General features: G+C 39.1%; 17 protein-coding genes and 1 pseudogene. 7 read left to right on the forward strand and 11 right to left on the reverse strand.

Going from position 1 to position 22,166, the window contains the following annotated elements; genetic code table 11:
• Positions 1 to 97: 97 nt before the first annotated feature.
• A complete protein-coding gene (locus OM33_RS20470; RefSeq protein ID WP_040136370.1) occupies positions 98 to 661 on the forward strand; it encodes a DUF4136 domain-containing protein in 564 nt (187 codons plus the stop codon).
• 68 nt (positions 662 to 729) lie between these two features.
• Here OM33_RS20470 and OM33_RS20475 read toward each other — a convergent pair whose 3' ends face one another.
• Positions 730 to 978: a YkgJ family cysteine cluster protein gene (locus OM33_RS20475; protein WP_040136372.1), complete on the reverse strand. Its 249-nt coding sequence runs from the start codon at positions 976 to 978 to the stop codon at positions 730 to 732.
• A 277-nt stretch (positions 979 to 1,255) separates the two neighbouring features.
• On the opposite strand from OM33_RS20475, the gene OM33_RS20480 reads away from it, so the two are divergent.
• Both OM33_RS20480 and OM33_RS20485 read left to right on the forward strand, forming a co-directional pair.
• Positions 1,256 to 2,455, forward strand: a complete 1,200-nt coding sequence (locus OM33_RS20480; protein ID WP_040136374.1) for an efflux RND transporter periplasmic adaptor subunit — start codon at positions 1,256 to 1,258, stop codon at positions 2,453 to 2,455.
• A gap of 3 nt (positions 2,456 to 2,458) precedes the next feature.
• The gene (locus OM33_RS20485; RefSeq protein ID WP_040136376.1) at positions 2,459 to 5,617 is read left to right on the forward strand and encodes an efflux RND transporter permease subunit; all 3,159 of its coding nucleotides are present in this window, start codon (positions 2,459 to 2,461) and stop codon (positions 5,615 to 5,617) included.
• A 276-nt stretch (positions 5,618 to 5,893) separates the two neighbouring features.
• Here the strand turns inward: OM33_RS20485 and OM33_RS22850 are convergent.
• From OM33_RS22850 to OM33_RS20505, 5 genes and pseudogenes are all read right to left on the reverse strand, one after another.
• Positions 5,894 to 6,137: pseudogene (locus tag OM33_RS22850) on the reverse strand (transposase); the annotation flags it as partial.
• Positions 6,138 to 6,299: 162 nt separating this feature from the next.
• Positions 6,300 to 9,458, reverse strand: a complete 3,159-nt coding sequence (locus OM33_RS20490) for a hypothetical protein (protein ID WP_040136378.1) — start codon at positions 9,456 to 9,458, stop codon at positions 6,300 to 6,302.
• A gap of 1 nt (position 9,459) precedes the next feature.
• Positions 9,460 to 9,801: a hypothetical protein gene (locus OM33_RS20495; RefSeq protein ID WP_040136379.1), complete on the reverse strand. Its 342-nt coding sequence runs from the start codon at positions 9,799 to 9,801 to the stop codon at positions 9,460 to 9,462.
• 4 nt (positions 9,802 to 9,805) lie between these two features.
• Entirely contained in the window at positions 9,806 to 10,579 is a 774-nt protein-coding gene (locus tag OM33_RS20500; RefSeq protein WP_040136381.1) for a hypothetical protein, read from the reverse strand.
• A 22-nt stretch (positions 10,580 to 10,601) separates the two neighbouring features.
• The gene (locus OM33_RS20505) at positions 10,602 to 11,390 is read right to left on the reverse strand and encodes a hypothetical protein (protein WP_040136383.1); all 789 of its coding nucleotides are present in this window, start codon (positions 11,388 to 11,390) and stop codon (positions 10,602 to 10,604) included.
• A 707-nt stretch (positions 11,391 to 12,097) separates the two neighbouring features.
• On the opposite strand from OM33_RS20505, the gene OM33_RS20515 reads away from it, so the two are divergent.
• Positions 12,098 to 12,400: a PPC domain-containing protein gene (locus OM33_RS20515; RefSeq protein ID WP_040136387.1), complete on the forward strand. Its 303-nt coding sequence runs from the start codon at positions 12,098 to 12,100 to the stop codon at positions 12,398 to 12,400.
• 109 nt (positions 12,401 to 12,509) lie between these two features.
• Here the strand turns inward: OM33_RS20515 and OM33_RS20520 are convergent, their stop codons facing one another.
• A complete protein-coding gene (locus tag OM33_RS20520) occupies positions 12,510 to 13,136 on the reverse strand; it encodes an outer membrane protein (RefSeq protein WP_040136388.1) in 627 nt (208 codons plus the stop codon).
• A 176-nt stretch (positions 13,137 to 13,312) separates the two neighbouring features.
• Positions 13,313 to 14,296 carry a hypothetical protein gene (locus OM33_RS20525; RefSeq protein ID WP_040136390.1) on the reverse strand — a complete coding sequence of 328 codons (984 nt, stop codon included), beginning with the start codon at positions 14,294 to 14,296 and terminating at the stop codon, positions 13,313 to 13,315.
• Positions 14,297 to 14,521: 225 nt separating this feature from the next.
• Here OM33_RS20525 and OM33_RS20530 point away from each other — a divergent pair, with 225 nt between their 5' ends.
• The 3 genes from OM33_RS20530 (at position 14,522) to OM33_RS20540 (ending at position 16,741) form a co-directional block, all read left to right on the forward strand.
• Complete coding sequence (locus OM33_RS20530) at positions 14,522 to 15,223, forward strand: transposase (protein ID WP_040136392.1); 702 nt, start codon at positions 14,522 to 14,524, stop codon at positions 15,221 to 15,223.
• A 337-nt stretch (positions 15,224 to 15,560) separates the two neighbouring features.
• A complete protein-coding gene (locus OM33_RS22855) occupies positions 15,561 to 15,737 on the forward strand; it encodes a hypothetical protein (RefSeq protein ID WP_234402746.1) in 177 nt (58 codons plus the stop codon).
• A gap of 5 nt (positions 15,738 to 15,742) precedes the next feature.
• Positions 15,743 to 16,741 carry a pPIWI-associating nuclease domain-containing protein gene (locus tag OM33_RS20540; RefSeq protein ID WP_040136397.1) on the forward strand — a complete coding sequence of 333 codons (999 nt, stop codon included), beginning with the start codon at positions 15,743 to 15,745 and terminating at the stop codon, positions 16,739 to 16,741.
• Between the two features lie 93 nt (positions 16,742 to 16,834).
• Here OM33_RS20540 and OM33_RS20545 read toward each other — a convergent pair whose 3' ends face one another.
• The 3 genes from OM33_RS20545 to OM33_RS22860 are packed head-to-tail and all read right to left on the reverse strand — an operon-like array spanning position 16,835 to position 22,164.
• Positions 16,835 to 17,158, reverse strand: coding sequence for a hypothetical protein (locus OM33_RS20545; RefSeq protein ID WP_040136399.1), 324 nt, complete (start codon positions 17,156 to 17,158; stop codon positions 16,835 to 16,837).
• 7 nt (positions 17,159 to 17,165) lie between these two features.
• Positions 17,166 to 17,447, reverse strand: a complete 282-nt coding sequence (locus OM33_RS20550) for a hypothetical protein (RefSeq protein WP_040136401.1) — start codon at positions 17,445 to 17,447, stop codon at positions 17,166 to 17,168.
• Position 17,448: 1 nt separating this feature from the next.
• Positions 17,449 to 22,164 carry an RHS repeat domain-containing protein gene (locus OM33_RS22860; RefSeq protein ID WP_040136403.1) on the reverse strand — a complete coding sequence of 1,572 codons (4,716 nt, stop codon included), beginning with the start codon at positions 22,162 to 22,164 and terminating at the stop codon, positions 17,449 to 17,451.
• Positions 22,165 to 22,166 lie beyond the last annotated feature (2 nt).

The following is a 22,166-nucleotide window of genomic DNA, read 5'->3' on the forward strand; positions in this document are numbered from 1 at the left end:
GTAATCTTTACCTTAGGATAGAGATTACAGTTTTTAATTTCTATGTTATCTTTCCTTAGCAAAACACAAATTTGTTAGCTAGCCAAGGAGCTTGATTATGAAAAACCTTTTTTTAGCATGTGGCATATTACTTTTAGCTGCCTGTGCCAAAACCCCTGATTGGGATTATGACCGCACAGCCAATTTTGCAAGTTATAAAACCTTTGCATTTGTTGATAATGCAAATCTTGCAAAAAATACAACCAATTACCAAATTAGCCCGCTTATGGAACAGCGCGTTCGTGAAGCGGTAACACGCGAACTAAAAGCGAAAGGTTTTTCACAAGTTGCATCGACTCAAGCTGACGTTTTAATCAATTACCATGCATCAGTCGAAAAGAAAATTGACGTTGATACTATTTCATACAATGCTGGCATGGGACACCCTTACAGCGCACGCTGGGGTTATTGGGGTGTAGGTTATGAAACTCATACATCAACGCGTGAGTATGAAGTGGGTACGCTAGTGCTTGATGTGATTGATCGCAACGAAAAAGCCTTAGTGTGGCGTGGTGCGAAAGGCGGCAAACTTAAAAAGAACCAATCACCTGAACAGCGCACTCAAGTTGCGAATGAGCTTATTGCTGAAATTTTATCAAACTTCCCACCAGAACTTATGTAAGTCAGTTCAGGTATGATAAAAAAGCCATCATTTAGATGGCTTTTTTGTATCTTTTCTTATTTGGTGTATCAAGTAGCACCTTCTAAATAACTAATAATCTTCATGGCTTCATCATTCGTTTTACCACACACATCTTCGGTTGGTTTGAAGTCTAAGCACACTTTTGGTCGAGTTTTATCACCAAACAACCGGCATAGATTGTTTTCGTCTAATTGCACACAGCGTACACCTGCAGGTTTGCCAAGTGGCATACCTGGAATTGAAGATGAGATACTTGGTGCAATGCAACATGCGCCACACCCTAAACGACACTCCACGTTTTAACCCCTTTAATTTCTCGCTGCTAGTATAAAACATTCTGTGCGCGCTTGCGATAATTCAACAATATCTTCAGTTAAACGAGTTAATTGTAAAAAAATATGTATTTATGCAATCTTTAAATTAAGTTTAGAAATTATATATTTCATATAGTTATGAGCTTATTAGTAATCATTATCATGTAATAAACACAGTTTGTTACATCTGGGTCATCTCTATAAACATTCTCTTTTCTATAGTAAGCGCGTCATCAATAGAAAAATGTAGGGATTTACAATGGCGAGCAAACTAAAACTGACCGGGATCACCCTAGCCGTTTTGCTAGGCTCTGTGGGCATTGCAGCTGGTTTAGGTGCGATGAAAAAGCCACCGGAAAAGAAAGAAGAAAAAGAGTCAATTCCAGTTGTGGTAGTTGAAGATAATAGCGTTGAGACAATTACACTTAACGTTAATTCTTACGGACTGGTTAACCCGAAATACCACACATCACTTACTGCACAAGTTACAGGGCAAGTTACTGAAATCTCAGAAGCCTTTGTTAAAGGTGGGTTTGTAAAAGAAGGCGATGTGTTAGCGCGTATTGATCCAAATGATTACGAAGCGGCACTGACAGAAGCTGAAGCAAGTCTTGCGCAAGCACGCGCAGCGCTCGAACTAGAGCGCGCACAAAAACGCGTTGCTGAATCAGAATGGGAACGCATCAAAGAAAGTGCTAAAAACGAATTTGTGCCAACTGAGCTTTATCTACGTAAACCACAGTTAGCTGAAAAAGTTGCGCGTTTTCGCGCTGCAGAAGCAGGTGTTAAACGTGCTAAACGCAATTTAGAGCGCACGTACATCAAAGCCCCTTATGACGCAATCATTACTGCTCGTACAGTGGCACTGGGTTCGGTAGTTAACTTTGGCAGCCCTATTGGCGAATTAAGTAACACTGATTATGCCGAAGTTCGCTTACCGGTAGCTGACAAAGAATTACAATTCTTAATGCAAGGCGGTATTGATGCTGATGTTGACTTGGTAACAAATTTCCAAGGTAAATTACATCACTGGCAAGCAAAAGTAGTACGCAGCGAAGGTCAAGTAGATAACAAGAGCCGTATGTCGTACTTAGTTGCTGAAATTAAAGACCCTTACGGCCTAGTGTCAAATAATACCCCACTTCGTTACGGTTCGTATGTTAATGCTGCTATTTCAGGTTTATCTGTTGAAGGCGTTAGCCGCGTTAAGTCTCACCTTGTAAAGGATGGCAAAATTGCTGTGCTAGAAGATGGGGTGTTAGCCTACCGTGCCGTTGAAGTGCTGCGAGAAGAAGGCCGCGACTTCATTGTAAAAGGTGATCTTGCTAATAACGAACAAATCATTGCATCTAATATTAAGCGCCCTAAAGCTGGTATGAAATTGTCTAATGCGGCGTTATCAGAGGCTGCAAAACCTGCACAACCGGTTGCAGAATTGGCGATGAAAAAAGAGGACTAAACCATGATCGATACAAATAAAGGTATCATTGCATGGTTTACTCGCAACCCTGTTGCTGCAAACCTGTTAATGATCATCATTTTGGTGGGCGGTTTATTTACTGCCATGACCATTCGCAAACAAATGTTTCCGCAATTTGAAAACAGCTGGATGTCAATTCAAGTTGCATACCCTGGCGCTGCCCCACAAGAGGTAGAAGAAGGGATAACCATGAAGATTGAAGAGGCATTAGAGGGGATGCAAGGCTTAGAGCGCTTGATCACTTACTCTAATCGCGGCTTTTCACAAACATGGATCCGCATCGATGAAAGCTACGACACCAAAGAAGTGCTAGATGAAGTTAAAATGCAAATTGACTCCATCTCAACGTTTCCTGATGGTATGGAGCGCCCAATTGTTGCGAAGGAAAAATACCGCCAAGAAGTGATGTTTTTATCGCTGCACGGACCGTTATCACAACGCGATTTAAAAGATTTAGGCTCTAAAGTACACGATGAGTTACTTGCCTTACCAGGAATTAATATTGCCGAATACTACAGTGGCTTACGCTATGAAATCGGCATCGAAATCAGCCCTGATAAATTACGTGAATATGGCTTAACATTTAGAGATGTGGCCAATGCGGTACGTGCATCCTCAGCAAATATGTCAGCGGGTCAAATTCGCGCTGAAAATGGCTATATTTCAATGCGTGTTGAAAACCAGGCTTACCGTGGTAATGAGTTTGAAAAACTACCGTTACTTAGCTTACCTGATGGTAGCCAGATCTTATTAGGTGACGTAGCCACGATTAACGATGGCTTCCAAGAAGGCATTCAATTCTCTAAATTTAATGGTGATAACTCGCGCACCTTCTTTATCGGTGCATCAGAAGATCAAGATATCACTAAAGTAGCGGATACAATTAACACCTACCTTGATAAAAAAGCAAAAGAACTTCCTGAGGGTGTGACGCTAGAATCGTTTGTTGATATGACCTACTACCTTGAAGGTCGATTAAATATGATGATTGAAAACATGGCATGGGGTGGCTTATTAGTTATTCTCAGCTTAGCGCTATTCTTACGCATCAAACTCGCGTTTTGGGTAATGATGGGTTTACCTGTGTCGTTCCTGGGTGCATTGCTATTTATGCCTTTAGGCGGCTTAGATATCACCATTAACATTATGTCGCTATTTGCCTTTATATTGGTACTGGGTATTGTGGTGGATGATGCCATCGTCATCGGTGAGTCGGCCCATAGTGAAATTGAAAAGCACGGCCACTCAACCGAAAATGTGATTCGTGGTGTAAAACGCGTTGCCGTACCTGCAACCTTTGGTGTGTTAACCACTATTGCAGCTTTCTTACCAATGATGCTAGATACTGGTCCTGAAGCCGCTGTATCCAAATCAATTGGTGGCGTAATTATTTTATGTTTAATTTTCTCACTCATTGAATCTAAACTGATTTTGCCTGCGCACTTAGCGAAGATGAAGTTAAAACCGCACAACCCTAAAAATCCACTTCACCGTATGCGTGAGGGTTTAGATGGCGGGTTAAAACGCTTTATTGATAACTACTACCGTCCAATGATTGTTAAATTCATTGAGTTCCGTTACCCAGTTATCTTCGCATTTATTGGCTTAATGATTATCAGTGGCGGATTATTCGCAGGTGGTTTCGTTAAATTTGTTGCCAACCCAAAAATCCCCCATGACTTTGCCAATATTAATATTGATATGGAGCAAGCAACCGCAGAACGCACTACCCTTGAAACCGCACTGCAAGTTGAACAGCTTATCTTGAACGAAGACAAACTAATCGAACAAGAGTTTGGTCAAAAGATGGTTGAAGATATTTCGGTTCGCCTACAAGGCCGCACCGGTGCACGTATTATGGCTAAACTAGTCGACCCAGATCTGCGCCCTATGGATACCTTTGAACTAGCTGATCGCTGGCGTAGCAAAATGCCAGAGTTCTCAGCAGTAAAAACACTTAATATTCGTGACAGCATTGGTGGCAATGACCGTGATGATGGCGATATTAGCTTCCGCTTGGAAGGCAAAGACATGGCTGAACTACGTTTAGCTGCTGCTGAATTAAAAGCTCACCTCAATACCATTAAAGGTGTGGGGGATGTGAACGATTCAATGCAAACAGCGACCGATGAAGTGCAGTTTGAACTAAAACCTGTAGCCTATAGTTTAGGCCTAACGCTCGCGGATGTTGCATCACAAGTGAGCTTTAGTTTTTACGGCCTTGAAGCGCAACGTATTTTACGTGACGGTGAAGAAGTACGCGTAATGATCCGTTACCCAGAAGAAGAGCGTAACGCGGTGAGCCGAATTCATGATGTACGCATTATCACCCCTCAAGGTGCTGAAGTGCTACTTTCTGAAGTTGCTGAAGTGAAACTGGTTGATGGCGTAAGCAGCATTCGCCGTGAAAATGCGCGCCGTACAATTAACGTGTGGGCGAGTATTGACGCTGAACAAGTAGAACCCTTCAAAGTGGCTGAAGATATTCGTGAAGAATACATTCCAACATTACTTGAGAAATACCCAAGTATCACTACGAACTTAACAGGTCGTGTACAAGAAGAAATGGATTCTATCTGGGAGCAAATGAAAAACTTCATTATCTCGTTAATGGTTATTTATAGCTTACTGGCAATTCCACTTCGCTCGTACTCGCAACCACTGCTGATTATGTCGGTTATTCCATTTGGTATTATTGGCGCCATGTTTGGCCACATGTTCTTAGGCATGACAATGAGTGCACTATCGATGTTCGGTATCATTGCTGCGGCGGGTGTAGTTGTAAATGACTCATTAGTTATGGTGGACTTTGTGAACCGTGCGCGAAAAGAAGGTGTAGCACTTAAAGACGCTGTGGTAGAAGCCGGTTGTAAACGTTTCCGCGCTATTTTACTAACATCAGCAACGACGTTTATTGGTTTAATTCCAATTTTAAGTGAAACCAGCTTACAAGCTCAGCTTGTAGTGCCAATGGCGGTATCGCTGGCATTTGGGGTACTGTTTGCAACGGTGATTACACTAGTATTAATTCCATGTCAGTACGTGGCATTGGAAGATATCAAAGGTCTTATTAGACGAGGCAAAGAGAAAAAGGAGCTTTCTCAATCAGACATTGATGACGACGCTACTGTAAAAATCTGATTACTTGTCTAACCTACCAAAGCCCACACTCTGTTGTGGGCTTTTTATTGGGAATAATCATTAGAAAGAGTGAAAAAAGCAAAACATTACTAACTGAGTTCAAAATATGCTTCAGCGAATGGCTTAATGGATATTTCATTTAAAGAGGTGTTTTAGTAACAACTTATGCAACGAATAATAACGGCTTTTGATTGAGACGGTATGCTATTTTCTCATCAACGCATAATATAATATGAGTATACTTCAGGCATCCTGCCTTTCGCTCTATAGGGCCAGCTTGCGCTGTTGTAAAACATTCCCGATGTTTTGCTGGTTACTCATCACTGCATAGGCGCCTAAATCAATGCAAAGTACTTTACCGAGTGCGAGTAATTTGTCTTTCACCCACCCCTTAGGTAATCATAACTCTTGCATAATACTTTATCTTCGCCACATAAAAACGCTCTGCGTACACAACGAGGAATACAATGTTAATATGGTGTGTCAACAAGCTCTCCTGCTGTTTTCTAGGAAACGCCATACATGAGCACAAATGAAGTAAAAAAGAACTCCTCGATAAATAAAAAAACACCCAAACTAAATCAAATTAGAGTGGGAGTCTTTGTTATTTGTTGGTGTTCCGATATTTAAACGCGACATTTTTATTTTGATCAAAATATTGAAAAAAGAGTAATGTAACCAACTATAGTGTTTCGGCAACTGGACTACCTAACAAATCCGTGTGGATATAGATAATTTTCTTTTTAGATAATGGTTCCCAAACATTACTCCATGCAGTACAACTTTCATCGGCAAAACAGGCTTTAACACGGTAGGCTCGTTTTACTTCATCGGCCGGTAAAATATATGAAGTTGCTGTGTCAGACTGCGCAGGTTGCGCAGGTTGCCAATTAATTTCAATATAGTTGCCACAACTTTCACCACATGCGTAATACTGAAGTTCATAACTTTCTGCATTAGCGATGATTGACCAGGTTAATGTACCTTCAGTTTTTTCAAGTAATGGAATCGTGACGCCGTCAGGTTCAGTAATTACAAAATCACCATCACTATTTTGAATTAGCACAAGATCGTTACTGCCATCGGATAAGGTTATATCCACTAGACCGTCTTGGCTCAAATCTGTAACCGTTACAGAATAACTACTCAAACTAAAATTGCTATAAGCATCCAAGGCATGCCATGCATCTTCAGTTAATGAGTTAATTTGCCATTCATCATTGACTTGAATTAATGACAAATAACGCACGCCAGCTTCAGTGGCAATCACTACATAATGGGTATTACCGCTTTGCATCACCCCTGAAACATAAACATTGAGTTTGGCTTTGTCATTGCCACAGCCTTTATCAGCATTGCAAGCTTCAAGATAAAACTGATGTTTACCTGGCATGTTAATTTGACGATTGTGCTTTGTCGCCTCACTATTTTGCAAAAAGACAAAATCATTACCGTTAGGCTTAAGCACCCCAAGATTAAAAGTCACTGCTTCTTGGTAATTTGGACTCATAGTCCAAGTAAAACTAACAATATCTCGAACAGTAATATTAGCGTTATCAACGGTAAACGTATGCGGTGCAGGTGGTGGCCCTTGCACTGTCACTTCTACTTGCTGAAGTTGCTCGCTACAGCCATGTGCATTACATGCTCGAATATCGATAGTTTGAGTGCCGATGCGTTGAATACCAGTATCTCTTCCACGACTAATGGCATGAACCTTAACGTTATCTTCCCATAAAAATCTTGGCACAGTAGGATACCCATCACCACTTGGCTTAGTGACATGAAGTTGATAGTAAAAATCTTTGCTGTAGTTATCAGGTCGCTCCCAAAATAATTGAATCGACTCACCTGGCTCAATGGAGGTTTTATCTACAAAAAAATTATTTACCGTTAATGGCTTTTCCGTGAATGAGTAAATGCCGTTCGATACCCGAAAACGCCCTTTACAACCTGCCCAGCGGCACGCTTTAACACGGTATTTAGTCCCAGCTGTTGCTACGCCAGTAAAAGCTAATGCAGTTGTATCAAAAACTGTTAATGTGGTTAAAGTTTCACCATCATTTGCAGTATAGGTGCGTTGAGGATCGCCGCTTTGTGGCGTAACTGGCTGCCAACTTACCCCGTTATCGGTACTTTTATCTAACAAATATCCTAGTGCAGATGCAGTTTCCGACCAATCGAGATAAGTCTTATTGTCATCAACTTTTACAGTTAAATGATATGGTTCACGAACGATCACAGTTGTCGCGGTAACATAGCCAGGCTCTGGACAATTACCTATCCCTGAACAGGCAATACGAAAATCATAAATCCCCGTTTCTAAAGGCACATCGCTTTCAAACTCAGTATTAACGCCTTTATAAAACGTTTGCCACGCGGACTGCTTACGTTCCTTATACTCAAGATGGTATACGGCATTGGGTTGATAAAATTGACTCCAGCCCGTTTTCACTAAACCCGAATAGTTAGAATAATACGACGTTAATGTTGGGTCTGTTTGTGCTAAGCCACCACCTTCGTAAAGCTGCACATCATCTAAGGTGATATTAGCGCTCCCTTCGTCCATTAAACGCACTGAAAAATATAAACGCTTAATTTTATTTTCAGGCTTATCTTCACTGTCTAACCACACAGCGCCTTTAAGTTGAATATTTCGCCCGATATCACTGGCGTCAAACTCAAGTTTTTGCCCTTCAACACGATGGTTATAACCATCGTAATAAGCAATCGGTAAAATGCTAATGCGGCTGTCTTTATCAATACTGTTAATGCGTAAACGGCCAGTGATAGTTGCACCGTTTAAAATAGGATAATCTTCTTCTGCATATCGATGAATATACTGTACTAAACCGTAATTTTTTAAATCAATGGTTAAGCTTTTTTGTTGGTTGATTGGTGCGCTACTATCAATAGCGAGCGTTGCCCCGACATCAGCCTCAAATTGCACTTGCCCTTGCTCAAAGCCAGGATCTGAAATTAATCCATTCAAGTTAACAATGGGTAATACTTTCGAGTATTCATCTTCGCCACATTGCTGTGTTGCACAGGCGCGCACTCGGTATTGTAATTCTGAGCCCACTTCATAAGCGCTATTAGTGCTGGTTGCTGAACTCGTCATTTGGCGGGTGTTATCTGCCCCAGAAGCTTGGGTTTTCTTGGCGTTAACCCATTGTTTGTGTAATGCTTTTGCCGCTTGAATACCTTGAGTAACCACCTCGTTAGATAATACCACGTGGTTTTGGGTATGAATTTGCCCAGAATAGTTATCACCCTGATATTCAACTCCTGTTCCCTGCTCAGGGTTCATCGCTTGCCAGCTTTGGCCATTATCTGCGGTTTGCTCAACGGTGTAACCAGCAACTTGGGCTAAATCACTCCAATAAACGTGAACGCTTTGTTGTTGGTGATCAAATTCTGCATTGACAAAACTGGGTTTTTGTACAATGTCGATAGTACTAGTGATATAGCCTTCGGCTGGACAACCTTGCACCCCATCACAGCTTAAGCGAAATGTATAGGTGCCCGACGCTAAGGTGTTAGCCGTAGCAAAATAACTTTGCTCACCTTGATATAGCTCTACCCACTCATTGCTACCTGCCAACTGAAAAGACAAGGTATAGATATACCCTTCGCCGCCAAAGTTATGCCAATCAATCAATGAACTTTCTTGAAAGTTATTGCTTATTAGTGCTATTTCAGGTTGCGGTGCCGACAGCGGGGTATCTGCGTTAATGTAGTGAACAACATTTGGTAGCCACCCCATCGACGCGTAACCTGAAAAACTAAACACAAGTAAATTGGCCAAGCCTAACAGCTTTAGTAATTTATTCCTTGTCATGTTACGGCTCCTGATCTGCAATTAACGCCACAGATCGTGGTCGTTCAATACCGGGCGCGTGCTTGCAATCTCCCGCAGTTTTTACCTCGACCGATAACTGGTTTGCTACCGCAGTAAGTAAAGTCGCATACATCATTTGACCTGAGCGAGTACTGAGCGCCACCGCCCAACGGTTATTCGTTGCAACAGAAACGCATTCAGGGCTAGCTTCTGTTTTTGAAGAATTGATAGAAAAATACAAGACATCCGCTTCAACATTGATGTAATCAACGGTACTGGCATGAAGACTAAATACTGGCAATGCCACTAATGCAGTGCAAGCCAAAGTTAACAATCGCTTCATCAGGTTATTCTTCCTTGAATATGCATGGGCCATTGCCGCAGATAGGATCTTGGTGAGGTGTGGCTATTGTTGCCCGCTGATTAGGATAATTATATGAAACACATTCACCACTATTATTCTTAATGCTTTTAAAGTTATAATAGGAGCTGCTACCTGTAGCCGAAAGCAAATTCCCATCGTTATAGCCAATATTTTTGACATATCTTGGAGTATTCGCTCCATGATATTGAACTAAAGCAGCTCCCTGACATTCCGTTTCGCTAAAATATAGCTGGTGTTGAGGGCTGTAATATATCGTCCAAATTGTATTTCTATATTCTCTTAGTTTTGTATTATCATCTAACGGGAAGTAATAGAAATGATTAATATTCTCAGAGTTATAAATACGCCCAAGCTTTGTGACACCATCGCTTTTGTATAAGTACATGGCTTTGGCTGAGCCTCCAGCGGCACTAACATCTGGCATTAAACTAATACTCTGTGCTCGTTCAACCCCAGCAACATCGTTACAGTCATTGCCACTCACGACACTTACCGCTTGTTTGCTCGACATCGCAGTGATTAACAGCGAATACATTGCTCGGCCTGCTTCAGTTAACAAAGAAACGCCATAGTGCTGATTGGTTTCAGCGATTGCACAACTGGGGATTGTATGCGTTTTATCGGCTGCTAACGTAAAATGGACATTGTTGCCATCAACATTTAAGTAAGAAATTTTAGCATTTGCCTGAGCAATTATTGGCGCAAATAGTATTGCCAGAGATAAAAGAAGTTTCATGAGAATCCTTGTCAATGACTTATCATTTAACACACGAAATTTTTAAAGAACTGCTGCAACTTTCTATAACTAACTTACCCACTGCGGTTAAAGAAATACCCTTTGCACCGTTAGAGTTACTTTCCCAATCACTACACGAAGCATTTGCTCGAAGAGACCAGTAGCTAAAATTTCGACTAGATCCAGAGGATTCATAAATGAGGGTTTCGCTCGATTTCAATACTAACGTTTCTTGAATACCATAATGGCCTGAATTAGCAACGCCGATCGTTTGAATGGCATCAAGTAACCATACGCTTTCACTATGTGGGTACTGATTAATAACATTAATATAGTCATCCCAAAGCATGACTCGTGAACCTTCATACTGTGCAGCACACATTTCTGATGCTGTTCTTATTGCACCACTTCCTGTACTTCGATTAAAAGCACCATTAACTGGAGTGGTATAACCAACCCACCGTAACTTAGCACTTTCTGTTGACTCGACTTGAGGCGTTAAAATAACACTCTTTGCACGCTCAACCCCTTCAACATCACTACAATCGTTACCACTAACTACACTAACTGCTTGTTTGCTTGACATGGCAGTGATCAACAGCGAGTACATCGCGCGCCCCGCTTCAGTTAACAATGAAACGCCATAATGCTGATTGGTTTCAGCGATTGCACAACTGGGGATGGTATGGGTTTTATCGCTTGCCAAGGCAAAATGGACATTGTTGCCATCGACATTTAAGTAAGAAATTTTGGCATTTGCTTGAGCGATAAATGGCGCACATAGGATGGCCAGCGATAAAATAGTTTTCATGATGTCCTTTAAAAATATTTTGATGATTTTTTACAGAAAAAAGGGGGCAAAATTTATTGGCTACGCCTGTTATAAATCATTCCACAACCAAGGCTTTCGCTTCTATTACAACGACAGAAACATACCCAATGAATTGAAACCAATAGTTGGATTACACGCACTTATGTAAAAGCTGTGGACTCCATTTTTATTAATAAAGCGATTAAAAGAGTTTGAAGTATAACCTCGCCTAAATGTTAACCAATGAGATGCTCCTGGTTTTAAAACATTTAGATCATAATATGTGGCATTTTGTGGTGTGTTCCACGACAGCGTGACTGTATTTCCACGATAGATACTAGTTTTATCAATTGTAAAGTTAACAGAGCCAATACTAGCTTGAGCCTGGAAAACCGTTAAGAATAAAACCCAATAAAAAAAAGCTTTCAAACCTATGACTTTAAACACAAATTTCCCTTTACTTATAAGCTTTCAAAATTTTCGCTATGATAGAGCACGTTAAATACTTGTCAATTTTTTATTTACAAAAATGTAAGCAAATGTAAAAGGTGTCGCTTTAAACTTAAAGAAGCTGTGGAAGAAGCAAGTTGTAAACGTTTACGCGCTCTTATTAACATCAGTAACGACTTTTATTGGCTTAATTCCAATTTTAGGCAGTTGTTTTTGTTATTTCTTAAAATTGTAGTTTTAGAAACCCTGCGGCTAGTATGAGTTTTGAAAGACTAAGATGTTACCCGGCATACTCAAATGCAAATCTTGTTGCCTCCTACCATCAAAGCGCTGGGTGTACAGATTGTTTAGATAATGGCGTACCTGTTACAGATTTATCTGGTGCAGCAAATAGCCAAACAATCTACAAGATTGAAGTACCAGCCAATCAAACACTCACAGTATCTACTGCTAATGGTTCTGGTGATGTTGACTTATATGTTAAAAAGGGAAGTCAGCCTACGACATCTGATTACGATTGTAGACCTTATCGCTGGGTAATAATGAAACTTGCAGCTTAACTTACTACATTATGCTCAATGTTTACAGTACGCTTGCTGGTGTTACACTTACGGCAAGCTATTAAAAAGGTAATGCCGGCAAACTAATTTGCCGGCATTATTTCATTTATTAAAAACTATAACGTGCAGAAATACCGATATCATTAAACTCATCTGCATCTTTGTACGACAAACCAACACTAAATTGATTAGTAAAGTAATACTGCGCACCTACTCGATACACAAAATTATTTTCACTTTCATCGTCATGCAAACGCTCATAACCAACCAGTGCGTTCACTTCAAATTGGTCGCTTAAGAGGTGGCGAATTTGAGCATGTGTAAAAAATGTATCTGTAGTGTCTGAATCAGAGCCCATATCATTATAACTTGATTTAACTTTAAACTGGCCTAGCTGCGCGCTGAAATCCAACGTTGTACTCTCATTAATTGGGTAAATATAACCACCACCAAATGAATAACGTGAAAAGTCAAAATCAACTGTGAAAGTTTCTGAGTAATCTCCGTATGTAAACGTCTCTCTCATTTCATCTTGTTGGTTAGCGTATGAGCCTGTGATGTACCAGTTTTCAAATTGTTTACTAGCGACTAGGTTAAAACCTTTAGGTTCAACAAAACCTGAAATGTCAAAATCTGTTTGTAGGTAACCCACTTCAACGTGATTAAAATTTAATGTATTTGCAAAAGAAGAAAAAGATAAAATTGATACTGCAATACCTGAAAAAATATATTTCATAAAATCCCTGAAATCGTATATTAAAAGCGGCGTAGAGTTTAATGATGTTTCTATTTAAGGTAAACAAAACAAGTGTAAGTTATTGTAAAAATTAAAATAAGCTTGAGAGAAGCGTTTAGAATTGAAAATGGGCTGATAGCCCATTCAAATTCATATTCATTTTTCCGATTCAAAACTTATTTATAAATGGCAGGTAATGCCGAAAAGTAACGATTTGAATGTATTTCATCAATGAATAAAGTTATATCTGAACTTGCGCTGCCATAAATACCAAATTCCAATGAGTGTGATACATGTCCATCGGGTCTAACTTTACCCCCTAGCACAGCGCTAATATCATGAGTAAAAGTAGAAAAGGTTGGGCGCTTTCCACCTTTTGTATCTAAACCATGATACCAAAACATCTGCCAACCCTCGTTCTCTTGCTTAATTGCTGCCGATAAACTGCCTGAAGCAACCTCGTTCTGATATTCAGAATTGTTAGGCCAATCAGCTCGAATATTGTATCGAATATGATTCCATTTACCGACGGTAAAAGGTACACGCTTAAATGCAACGGTTACTTTTTCAGATGTCTGTATTGGACATAATTTATCACCATCTGCGTTTACTAAAGAATCCCAATTATTATCTCGACAATTTGCTAAATATGCGAAATTAACATAATTGATGCCATCTACAACAGTCAAATAAAAGTGTATTTTAGGCCCATTTGATGGGGCGCTGTAAAGCTGATGGATAATAAGTGGCATACCTGGTGTTAACTGGCTGTCTAACTTAAAACTAAATGCATTCCAACGTGACTGCCCTTTTTCGAGATCAACGAATGAGTTTTGTGTTCCATCGCAGTAGCTATTTTTGTAGCCCATAAACTCTGAAGCAAATACTTCGACTCTACTGCCACCTTTAGGCAGATGAAATTTTAACCCTGGACCATTATTCACACCATAATTATCTCCCCACTTCACAAAGCTAGATGAAGAGTTCCATACTTTTGCTACAAATGGTCCCTCAGGGTTTCTTGTGTGGGGTGCCGCATTAAATGCGTTACAGGTAGTAATTTCGACAGGGTTATTAAAATTACCGTTATATACAAATTCGTTTGCATGTGTGTTGAATGCACTAAACACTAACAGTGTTGAGAAGATCGTTTTTTTCATTTTATATCCATATAACAAAAATAGGTTTTTAAACCGGGCACCCAGATGGGCGATAACTTTAAATAGCATGTCAAACGGTACAAAAAAAACTTACACAAGTAAATAAAAACATATTTAAATCATATAATTAAATAATTTAATAGCGTTCGAAATGAATAAAACCTCATATATGACTTTTACACTACACTTATAATTTTAATGCAGTCTGTTTCGAGGGATTATGAAATGGCAAGATTAAAACGGATTTGCCCTCCAAACATTTCACAACATATTATTCAGCGCGGCAATAATCGACAAATATGTTTTGCGTGCGAACAAGACTTTGAAGCCTACATCGCTTGGTTAAAGCAGTATAGCGAAGAATACAATGTACAGGTACATGCATGGGTTTTGATGACAAATCATGTCCACTTATTGTGTACACCTACTTCTCAAGAGGGAATTAGTAAGTTGATGCAGTCTCTTGGCCGACAATATGTCAGGTACTTTAACAACACTTATAAGCGCACTGGTACACTTTGGGAAGGCCGCTTCAAATCATGCCTAGTCGATAGTGACAACTACTTGCTCACACTTTATCGATATATAGAACTAAACCCTGTTCGCGCCCATATGGTCAATCACCCAGCCGAATACAAATGGTCGAGTTATCAAATAAATGCTATCGGGAAACCAAGTTCACTTTGCACAGCACATGCTGCTTATGAATCTTTAAGTAGAACCAAAATTCAATGGCTCAAAGTTTATACGCTGCTTGTAAATGAGCCATTGTCACACAGTCAGATCGAGCAGATTAGAATTCAAACTAACAAAGGAATGGCGATTGGAAGTGAGAAATTTAAGGAACAAATTACCGCTTTAACTGGACAACGCGTACAACCCTCCAAGTTAGGCAGGCCAGCAAAAAGTAACATGGCGACAGACTAAATCAAAATCAGCTAGAGCTAACTATTTTGATTAAGTTTACTCTGGCCCTAGTTTTTAAGTTTACTCTGACCCTAGTTTTTATGAAGCAATCTTTTCTTCTGTCGTTGGATTAAAAATACAGGTAGTCCCGGTCAAGCAGACCAACAAAAAGAATCAAGGTGGCAGAGTAAATCAAAATCAGCAATAGATTACTATTTCAATTAAGTTTACTCTGACCCTAGTTTTTAATCTAGTTTTTAATCAATCAGATCTTGTCGGAAAAGTTTTATGGGGCATTGTTATTGATGACCCTACTTGCCGATTCGCTGGAGAAGATTATGTTTGTACATCTCAGATTATGAAGGTCTATATCGACAAGCAAGTTATTGAAACCGCATCAGGTAGTTTTTACAAAGCTATTGGCAAAGGCCAAGAGGCAATAGTAGAATTTGAAGATTTTGAACTATTGAGAAACGGCTTTAGTCCAAAACAAATTTGGCAAATGAACCGTAACTCTGGTGGTAAACTTCATTAGCGAACTTGCTTAAAGCTAATCGCAAACCACCAAAAGTAGAAAGCAAAGAATTGAGTTCTGCCAGCCATTTAGCGAAAAAATTTATTGGTAAGTACTATCCCAAGATACTCTTCGTTAATATAACAGCAATTGAAATAACACCGAAATTAACCAATCAAAGGAAGGATATGATACACATCAAAGACAAATACCAAAGTTCAATCTCTAGCATTTTACTCAATGGGTTCGAAGTTGAACTTTTAGACTCAGCATTTATAAATCTATTAACCCCGAACCCATTAAGGTTGAATAACTTTGCATATGCGCTGCGAGAGTTGACTCGCCACATACTGCATCGACTTGCTCCAGATGAACAGCTAGAAAAGTGCTGTTGGTTTAAACCTGATAGCACATCTTCAAATGGAATCACTCGTAAACAAAGAATCAAGTTTTGTATTCAAGGTGGCTTATCAGATTTCTATGTAGAAAAGAAATTACAAATAGATGAGATAGACATAGTTGCAACTGATTTAGTTCAAACAATCTCTCAACTAAGTAACTATACGCACATAGAGCGAGCAACATTCAATACTGATGAAGCTGAGGTTGAGAGAGTTGCTATTGAATGTCTAGAAACCACATTAGCTTTTGTAAATAAAATATATGAGCTTAGAGAATTAGTTGCAGAAAAACTATTTGGTGATGTTTCAGACAAGCTAATGAATCGGATTAATAGCGAATCTGTTGTTGAATTGATGGAGATTTCAACTCATCAATTTGTTGAAGATATTGCCCCTGAAACTATCTCGAATATTTCCATAAATTCGGGTTCACTAGAAATGGAGGTAGTGGGAACCATTCATGCTCAACTCATATATGGATCAGCTTCTGATAGACGAAAAGGTGACGGTGCGGAGATACCTGTTAGCTTTCCTGTAAAAAGCAAAATGGAAGTACTATTTAAGCAGCCCTTAGGAAGCGAAATCACCCTCCATAGTTTTGCTGTAGATATCTCCAGTTGGTAAGAATAAGTTATTAAGCCTTTTTTCATACAAGTTAACACTTAAAACAAAGCCCCGCGAGTGCGAGGCTTTGGATTCAAAAAGTAACTGATGCCATTATTCAGAGTCTAAATTTAACACTTCATCTACTGACAAGTTGTACACCCCAGCTTCCCCTTCAATGAATAGTTCTTTCCAATATTCATAGCCTTCTACAAAGTCTGCTATATCAATATTTGACTGAACCAAGTCCAATACAGAGTCTTCAATTGCTTGTTGAGAAAAAGGCATAAAAGGAGAATCTCCCATTTCTGAGTCAACGACAGCTACGCCTACAATTTTTTGATCGTCAAGTTCCTCAGCGCTGACCACTAACAAATTATGCAGTTTTTCGTTATCAGCAGCCTTACAAGTCCATAACTGACCTACTTCGAAATTCATACTTTATCTAATCTCCAGTGTAACTAATCCATAGCTTATTATTATAACTATACTGAAGCAGTTCTTTGAAACTAATACAGTTAGAAGCTTTTGGAAGCGAAATATGCTCATCTATAAAGTCATTCAATATACCAGCATGGTCTGGGCTTATTTTTCCGTCTGAATACTCATCAACCCTAATTCCTGTTTTTGATCTAAGAGCTTCAAAAGCCGCATAGAAAACCTCAAAATCTTTATGATTAAGAGACACCTTTTCCGATTTTGAGTCAACTTTGAATTCAACACTCATATTACGGTTCCTTCTTTGTCGGGAATTGAGTAACTCTCTTACCCGAACTCTTATCAATTACAGTGACATTTGTTTTTTCACCATTTGTGCCGATCTCGCGTTTAAAGTCCTTTTCGACTCTTACTCTATCACCTTGATCTTGCACCCGATCAGGCTTTTTGACTGTTTTTTCGCTTAACTTATCCATTTGATTTGGCTTTTTAAATTTGCTCTTATCTGGATATTTATTTCTATCAACATGACGGTTATCGGTATGCTTAGTCTTTCTTCCACCACCTCTAATTTTATCCGCAACTTTTTTACCAGCTTTTATTACAGCTCCACGACATGCTGCATTTGTAGCGCATCTTCCAGCTACAACCAAAGGAACTACGGGTAGCTTTCCATCGGGATCTACATATTTATAAGGGTTGTTATTTGCGTATGCGTACCTATTGAACCCATGTATTGGATTTCCTTTTTCTGCATGGCCTAAATAACCCACCGGATCATTTGAGTAGAAACGACCTATGACTGGATCATAGTATCGTGCCTGCATATAGCTTAACCCAAGCGCTTTATCAAACTTGTGGCCTGTATAGCCTATATCGTCCTTTGCATCTGCTAATGTTTCACCATAAGGACGATAATGCTGGCGAGATTCATCAATCGATGCAGCTGGTTCTACATCACCGTATTTCGCAATCAGCTTTTTACCCAAGTAAATATAACTCACTCCGTTACCGGTAATTGTCTCACCTTTCTCACGATAAATCAGCGTGCCATCTTGTGTATAAACAGAATAGCTGCCGCCATTATCTGATTGATACACCCGACGATTATGGCCATCGTATTTATACGTGAAACCATTAGCTGATTTAACTTGGTTAGCATCGTTAAAGGTTAAGCCAAACTGACCATTATTCGTGATATTGCCTTTGATATCGTAACCAAAACTGGAGTATTTACCCGCTACACCCGTTACTTTAGTTAAACGGTTAGTTGTATAGTTGTAGGTATATTCGAGTGAACGGTCTTTGCTGGTATAAGACGTGATATTACCAAAACCATCGTATTTAATGGTACTGTTGCCAATGCCTGAGTTACCATAAACATTAGTTAAACGATCGAGCCTATCATATTGCAAGTCAGTAAGACTGAAATCAGAATTAACACCATCGATAATTGACGTGACGTTGGCATTATTATCAAAGGCATACGTTAAGCTCACTACATTGCCAGATGTATGAGTATCAATCAGCGCTTCAGGTAGTTGGCTAGTCGGATCCAATGTCAGAGAATGAGTAACACCATTGCCATAGGTGAAGCTCTTTAACATACCATTCGGGTAATATTTAGCATTAGAGGCAAAATCGTGTGTTATTTCATTATCGTTGTAAACTCGCGCCTCTGTGGGTTCACCAAACGCATTCGGGTTGTAACGAACCAAAATGTCTGAAACATCCGGATACGCCATCCAACTACGTTGCATGAGTGCATTATATCCATAATCTGTGAACAACGCATTTTGACCACTAATGATGAGTGTTTCATCTTCCAATAAGTTCTGATTGTTATAAGTATAAGAGTGGGTCACATCGCCCGCTTCTAAAGTTAAAACATTGCCATTATTATCTCGCGTATAAGTTACATCACCTGAATCATCTGGGTAATCGACCTTATATAAGTCACCCAGATTGTCATAGGTATAATTTATCGCACCAGTTGGTTTAGTGGTGGTGCAGGCCGTGTTGCTGACGCCTGCTTTAGACCACGTCATTTCACCAAGGGCATTACGGCCATAAATTGTATTACCCACATCGGGGCGGGTAACCAAACATAGCTGTTTGGCATTATTGTAATAACGATTCTCTGTGAGTGTTATACTGTTTCCGTCTTTGTCTAACCCCGTTTGTGCAATGCTGCGCACTAAACCTAAGACGTCTACATTAATATCTGTTGTTATATCTTCTGGTGATACTATCTTTGTTGCAACTTCATAGCTCGGTTCGCCAAATGCTTGATAAGTCGTCGTTGTCACATTATTTTCAGCATCAGTCACCTTAATTTTATTACCCTGAAGATAATCATAGTCAATGGTGCCACGCCCTGAGGTAGTCACTGATTTAACGCGGCCGAGTGCGTCATATTTCGTGGTAGTGCCTAACCCATTATCAATAGCAGAATCAGTTAAAAACGATTTGTAGGTCAGTTGGTTGTTATGGTTATACGAAAAGTGCTGATAGCGTTTAATATCATTAAGCTCATCACTCATCTCTTTTTTAATTAGGCGGTAGAGTGGATCAAAGTATTCAATGGTTTTAAAACTCGTTGACCCATTGCACTTTGTTCTATGCTCGTCAAGCACACATCGCGATAAAGTACGGGTATTGTTTGCGTCATTCCAGGTGATTAGCGTGTCTAGCCAATCAACTCCAGATGGTACGTCATTTTCTAAATCAATTGCCTTTAAACGGCCTATGCTATCGTATACGTAGTAACTTGATACATTATTAAAATCATTAGTTTCTTTTACCTTTCCGTTATTATTTACTAGTGTTTGTCTATTCAACTTTTTATCGGCATTATAACGGTTAGGCACATTAATAGCTTGGGGCACTCCTCTTTTATAATTTGTAAACTCAATCTCTCTTTTCTCTTTAGCGTTTGAGTAGAGTGATGCATTATATTCCACATGTTCAACATTTCCTTCTCTTGAGAAGGTTTTATAGTACTTTTTTTCTACTCCTAAGCTGGCTTCTTTCGTTACCATTTGAACATCAACGTTAAATTTTTTTGCTGCGAAAGTATTTGTCAGAATATTAAATTCATCAGCGGTATCGCTTGATTTTACGTCTACTGTTTGGGTTTGATTTAAATGATTATTCTCCAAATCATGTTTAAACCCTGTTTTAATTCTTTTGTAGGTCGTTGAGTTTGGCTTGTAGTAACGAACCAATTGTGCTTTGTTAAATTCATTAAATTCGGAATAATCTGTTTTATATATTGTTTCCTGGCTACTATCCATTCGAGTTGTTTTGACAATTCGCTGTCTTTTCGTTTTCCCGGCCGCTGGAGATTGCAGAGGAAGTGTATCTAATTCATCCTCTGTCACTCTAATATTATGATATCTATTATTAGTTCCTACTGATTCGCTAAAATCATATATGTATTTTTTTGTTTCTAACAAAGTATTTTCAGAATCTAAAATTCTTTCTAACAGTAAATGTAAGTATGTTTCACCAAAGCGCCTATCAAAAATATATACTTTTTTAGTGTTGTTCGGCTCTATTTCAATAGTATAAGAAAGGTCACTAAGTGAATAATTTTCTACTGCATATTTTTCATCGACCTTTTGGTTTTGCACTATTTCATCACCTGAAAATGCGCCTAAATTTGAAGAATATTCATAATTCCATCTATAAGTGTGTTCGCCAACAGTTATGTTTTTCTTCGTTACTGAGTAAACATTATATTGCAAAGGGATCCAGTACTTTTCAACTTGATCTTGTTGTGGATTAGGCAATCTGAATTTAGGGACTTCTGATCTCGTTTGGCATCTTCCCGTCACATAAAAATCAGCTTGTACCCCTTGCGGTGAGGTAATGTGAATAAATGGAATGTCGCCAGAATGTGCCAAACAAACATCTGTTTTAAATGAAACCGAAGGCGTTTGATTAAATAATGGGTAATTCCAAAATATGCCACTTTTATTATGTGTGTAAACCCATTCTTTATCGTTTTCAAATTTTACTTTGTTTAACGTTATTATTTCTGTCTCATCGTATTCATATTTGACAGTTTGAGTACCGTCAGTTGCTGAGGCCACCCTTCCTTTATCCGAATCCAAATAAATATTAATTGTACGTTGATCACTGCTGCTTATTGTAATTTTTTCATCTGTATAACTGTAAGTAACATAATTGCCAAACTTATCCTCGATACGAGTTACCATCAAAAAAATATAATACATTGGCAATCTTGCTGCATCAGGGGCATCACCAATTGGCTGAGCTACAGGTGGAGCCTCACATGGAAGCTGACAACTTGATTGAGGAGTGGTAGACATATTGTAGTCTTTAATAGACCGAACTATTTTTTTGTGTGAGAAAGTATACTTATTGCCACGATCATCAGTAACTATAATCACCTCTTTCTCATCGACTTCACCACAATCAATCTTCCATCCATTTTTTAATACGCGTTCTTCCTTTGTGTTTGAAAGAATGTCGTAATTTTCATTTCTTGAAATGAAGAGTTTCTCACCTATCCAGTATTCCTTACTAAATGCAAAATACCAACTTCCTTCAACTATTGTGTCAAAATCAGGATTGATATTTTGTTTTTTACTGCAATACTCTCCAAGTGCCCAAGCACTTGTTCTAACATCACCATTTTTTTCAGTAAGATAGTTTGTTTTAATATGCGGGATTTCAAGGCTCCAATTAGAAAATTCTCGCGTGCCGGTAGCCCAATCTTCACCACCGTTCAACATCCGTGTAACCGAAACCGGTATATTAAAATTCCCCGGTAGGTTCAAATCAGTTACGCTAAAATTTAAACTACCTGAAGTCACATCTATTTTGTCCCCCAAGACTTCTGTTGTAAAAGAGGTGATGTTTTCTCTCACTGGTTTGGAATCGTTGTAGTTGTATGCATAATCTTTAAGCTGACTTGATACACTAAAGTTTGAAAAACTTAAAAACAACGTGATTAATAAGAATCTATAAAACTTCATAA

It is taken from the genome of Pseudoalteromonas piratica (genome assembly GCF_000788395.1).
GTDB classification, from domain to species: domain Bacteria; phylum Pseudomonadota; class Gammaproteobacteria; order Enterobacterales; family Alteromonadaceae; genus Pseudoalteromonas; species Pseudoalteromonas piratica.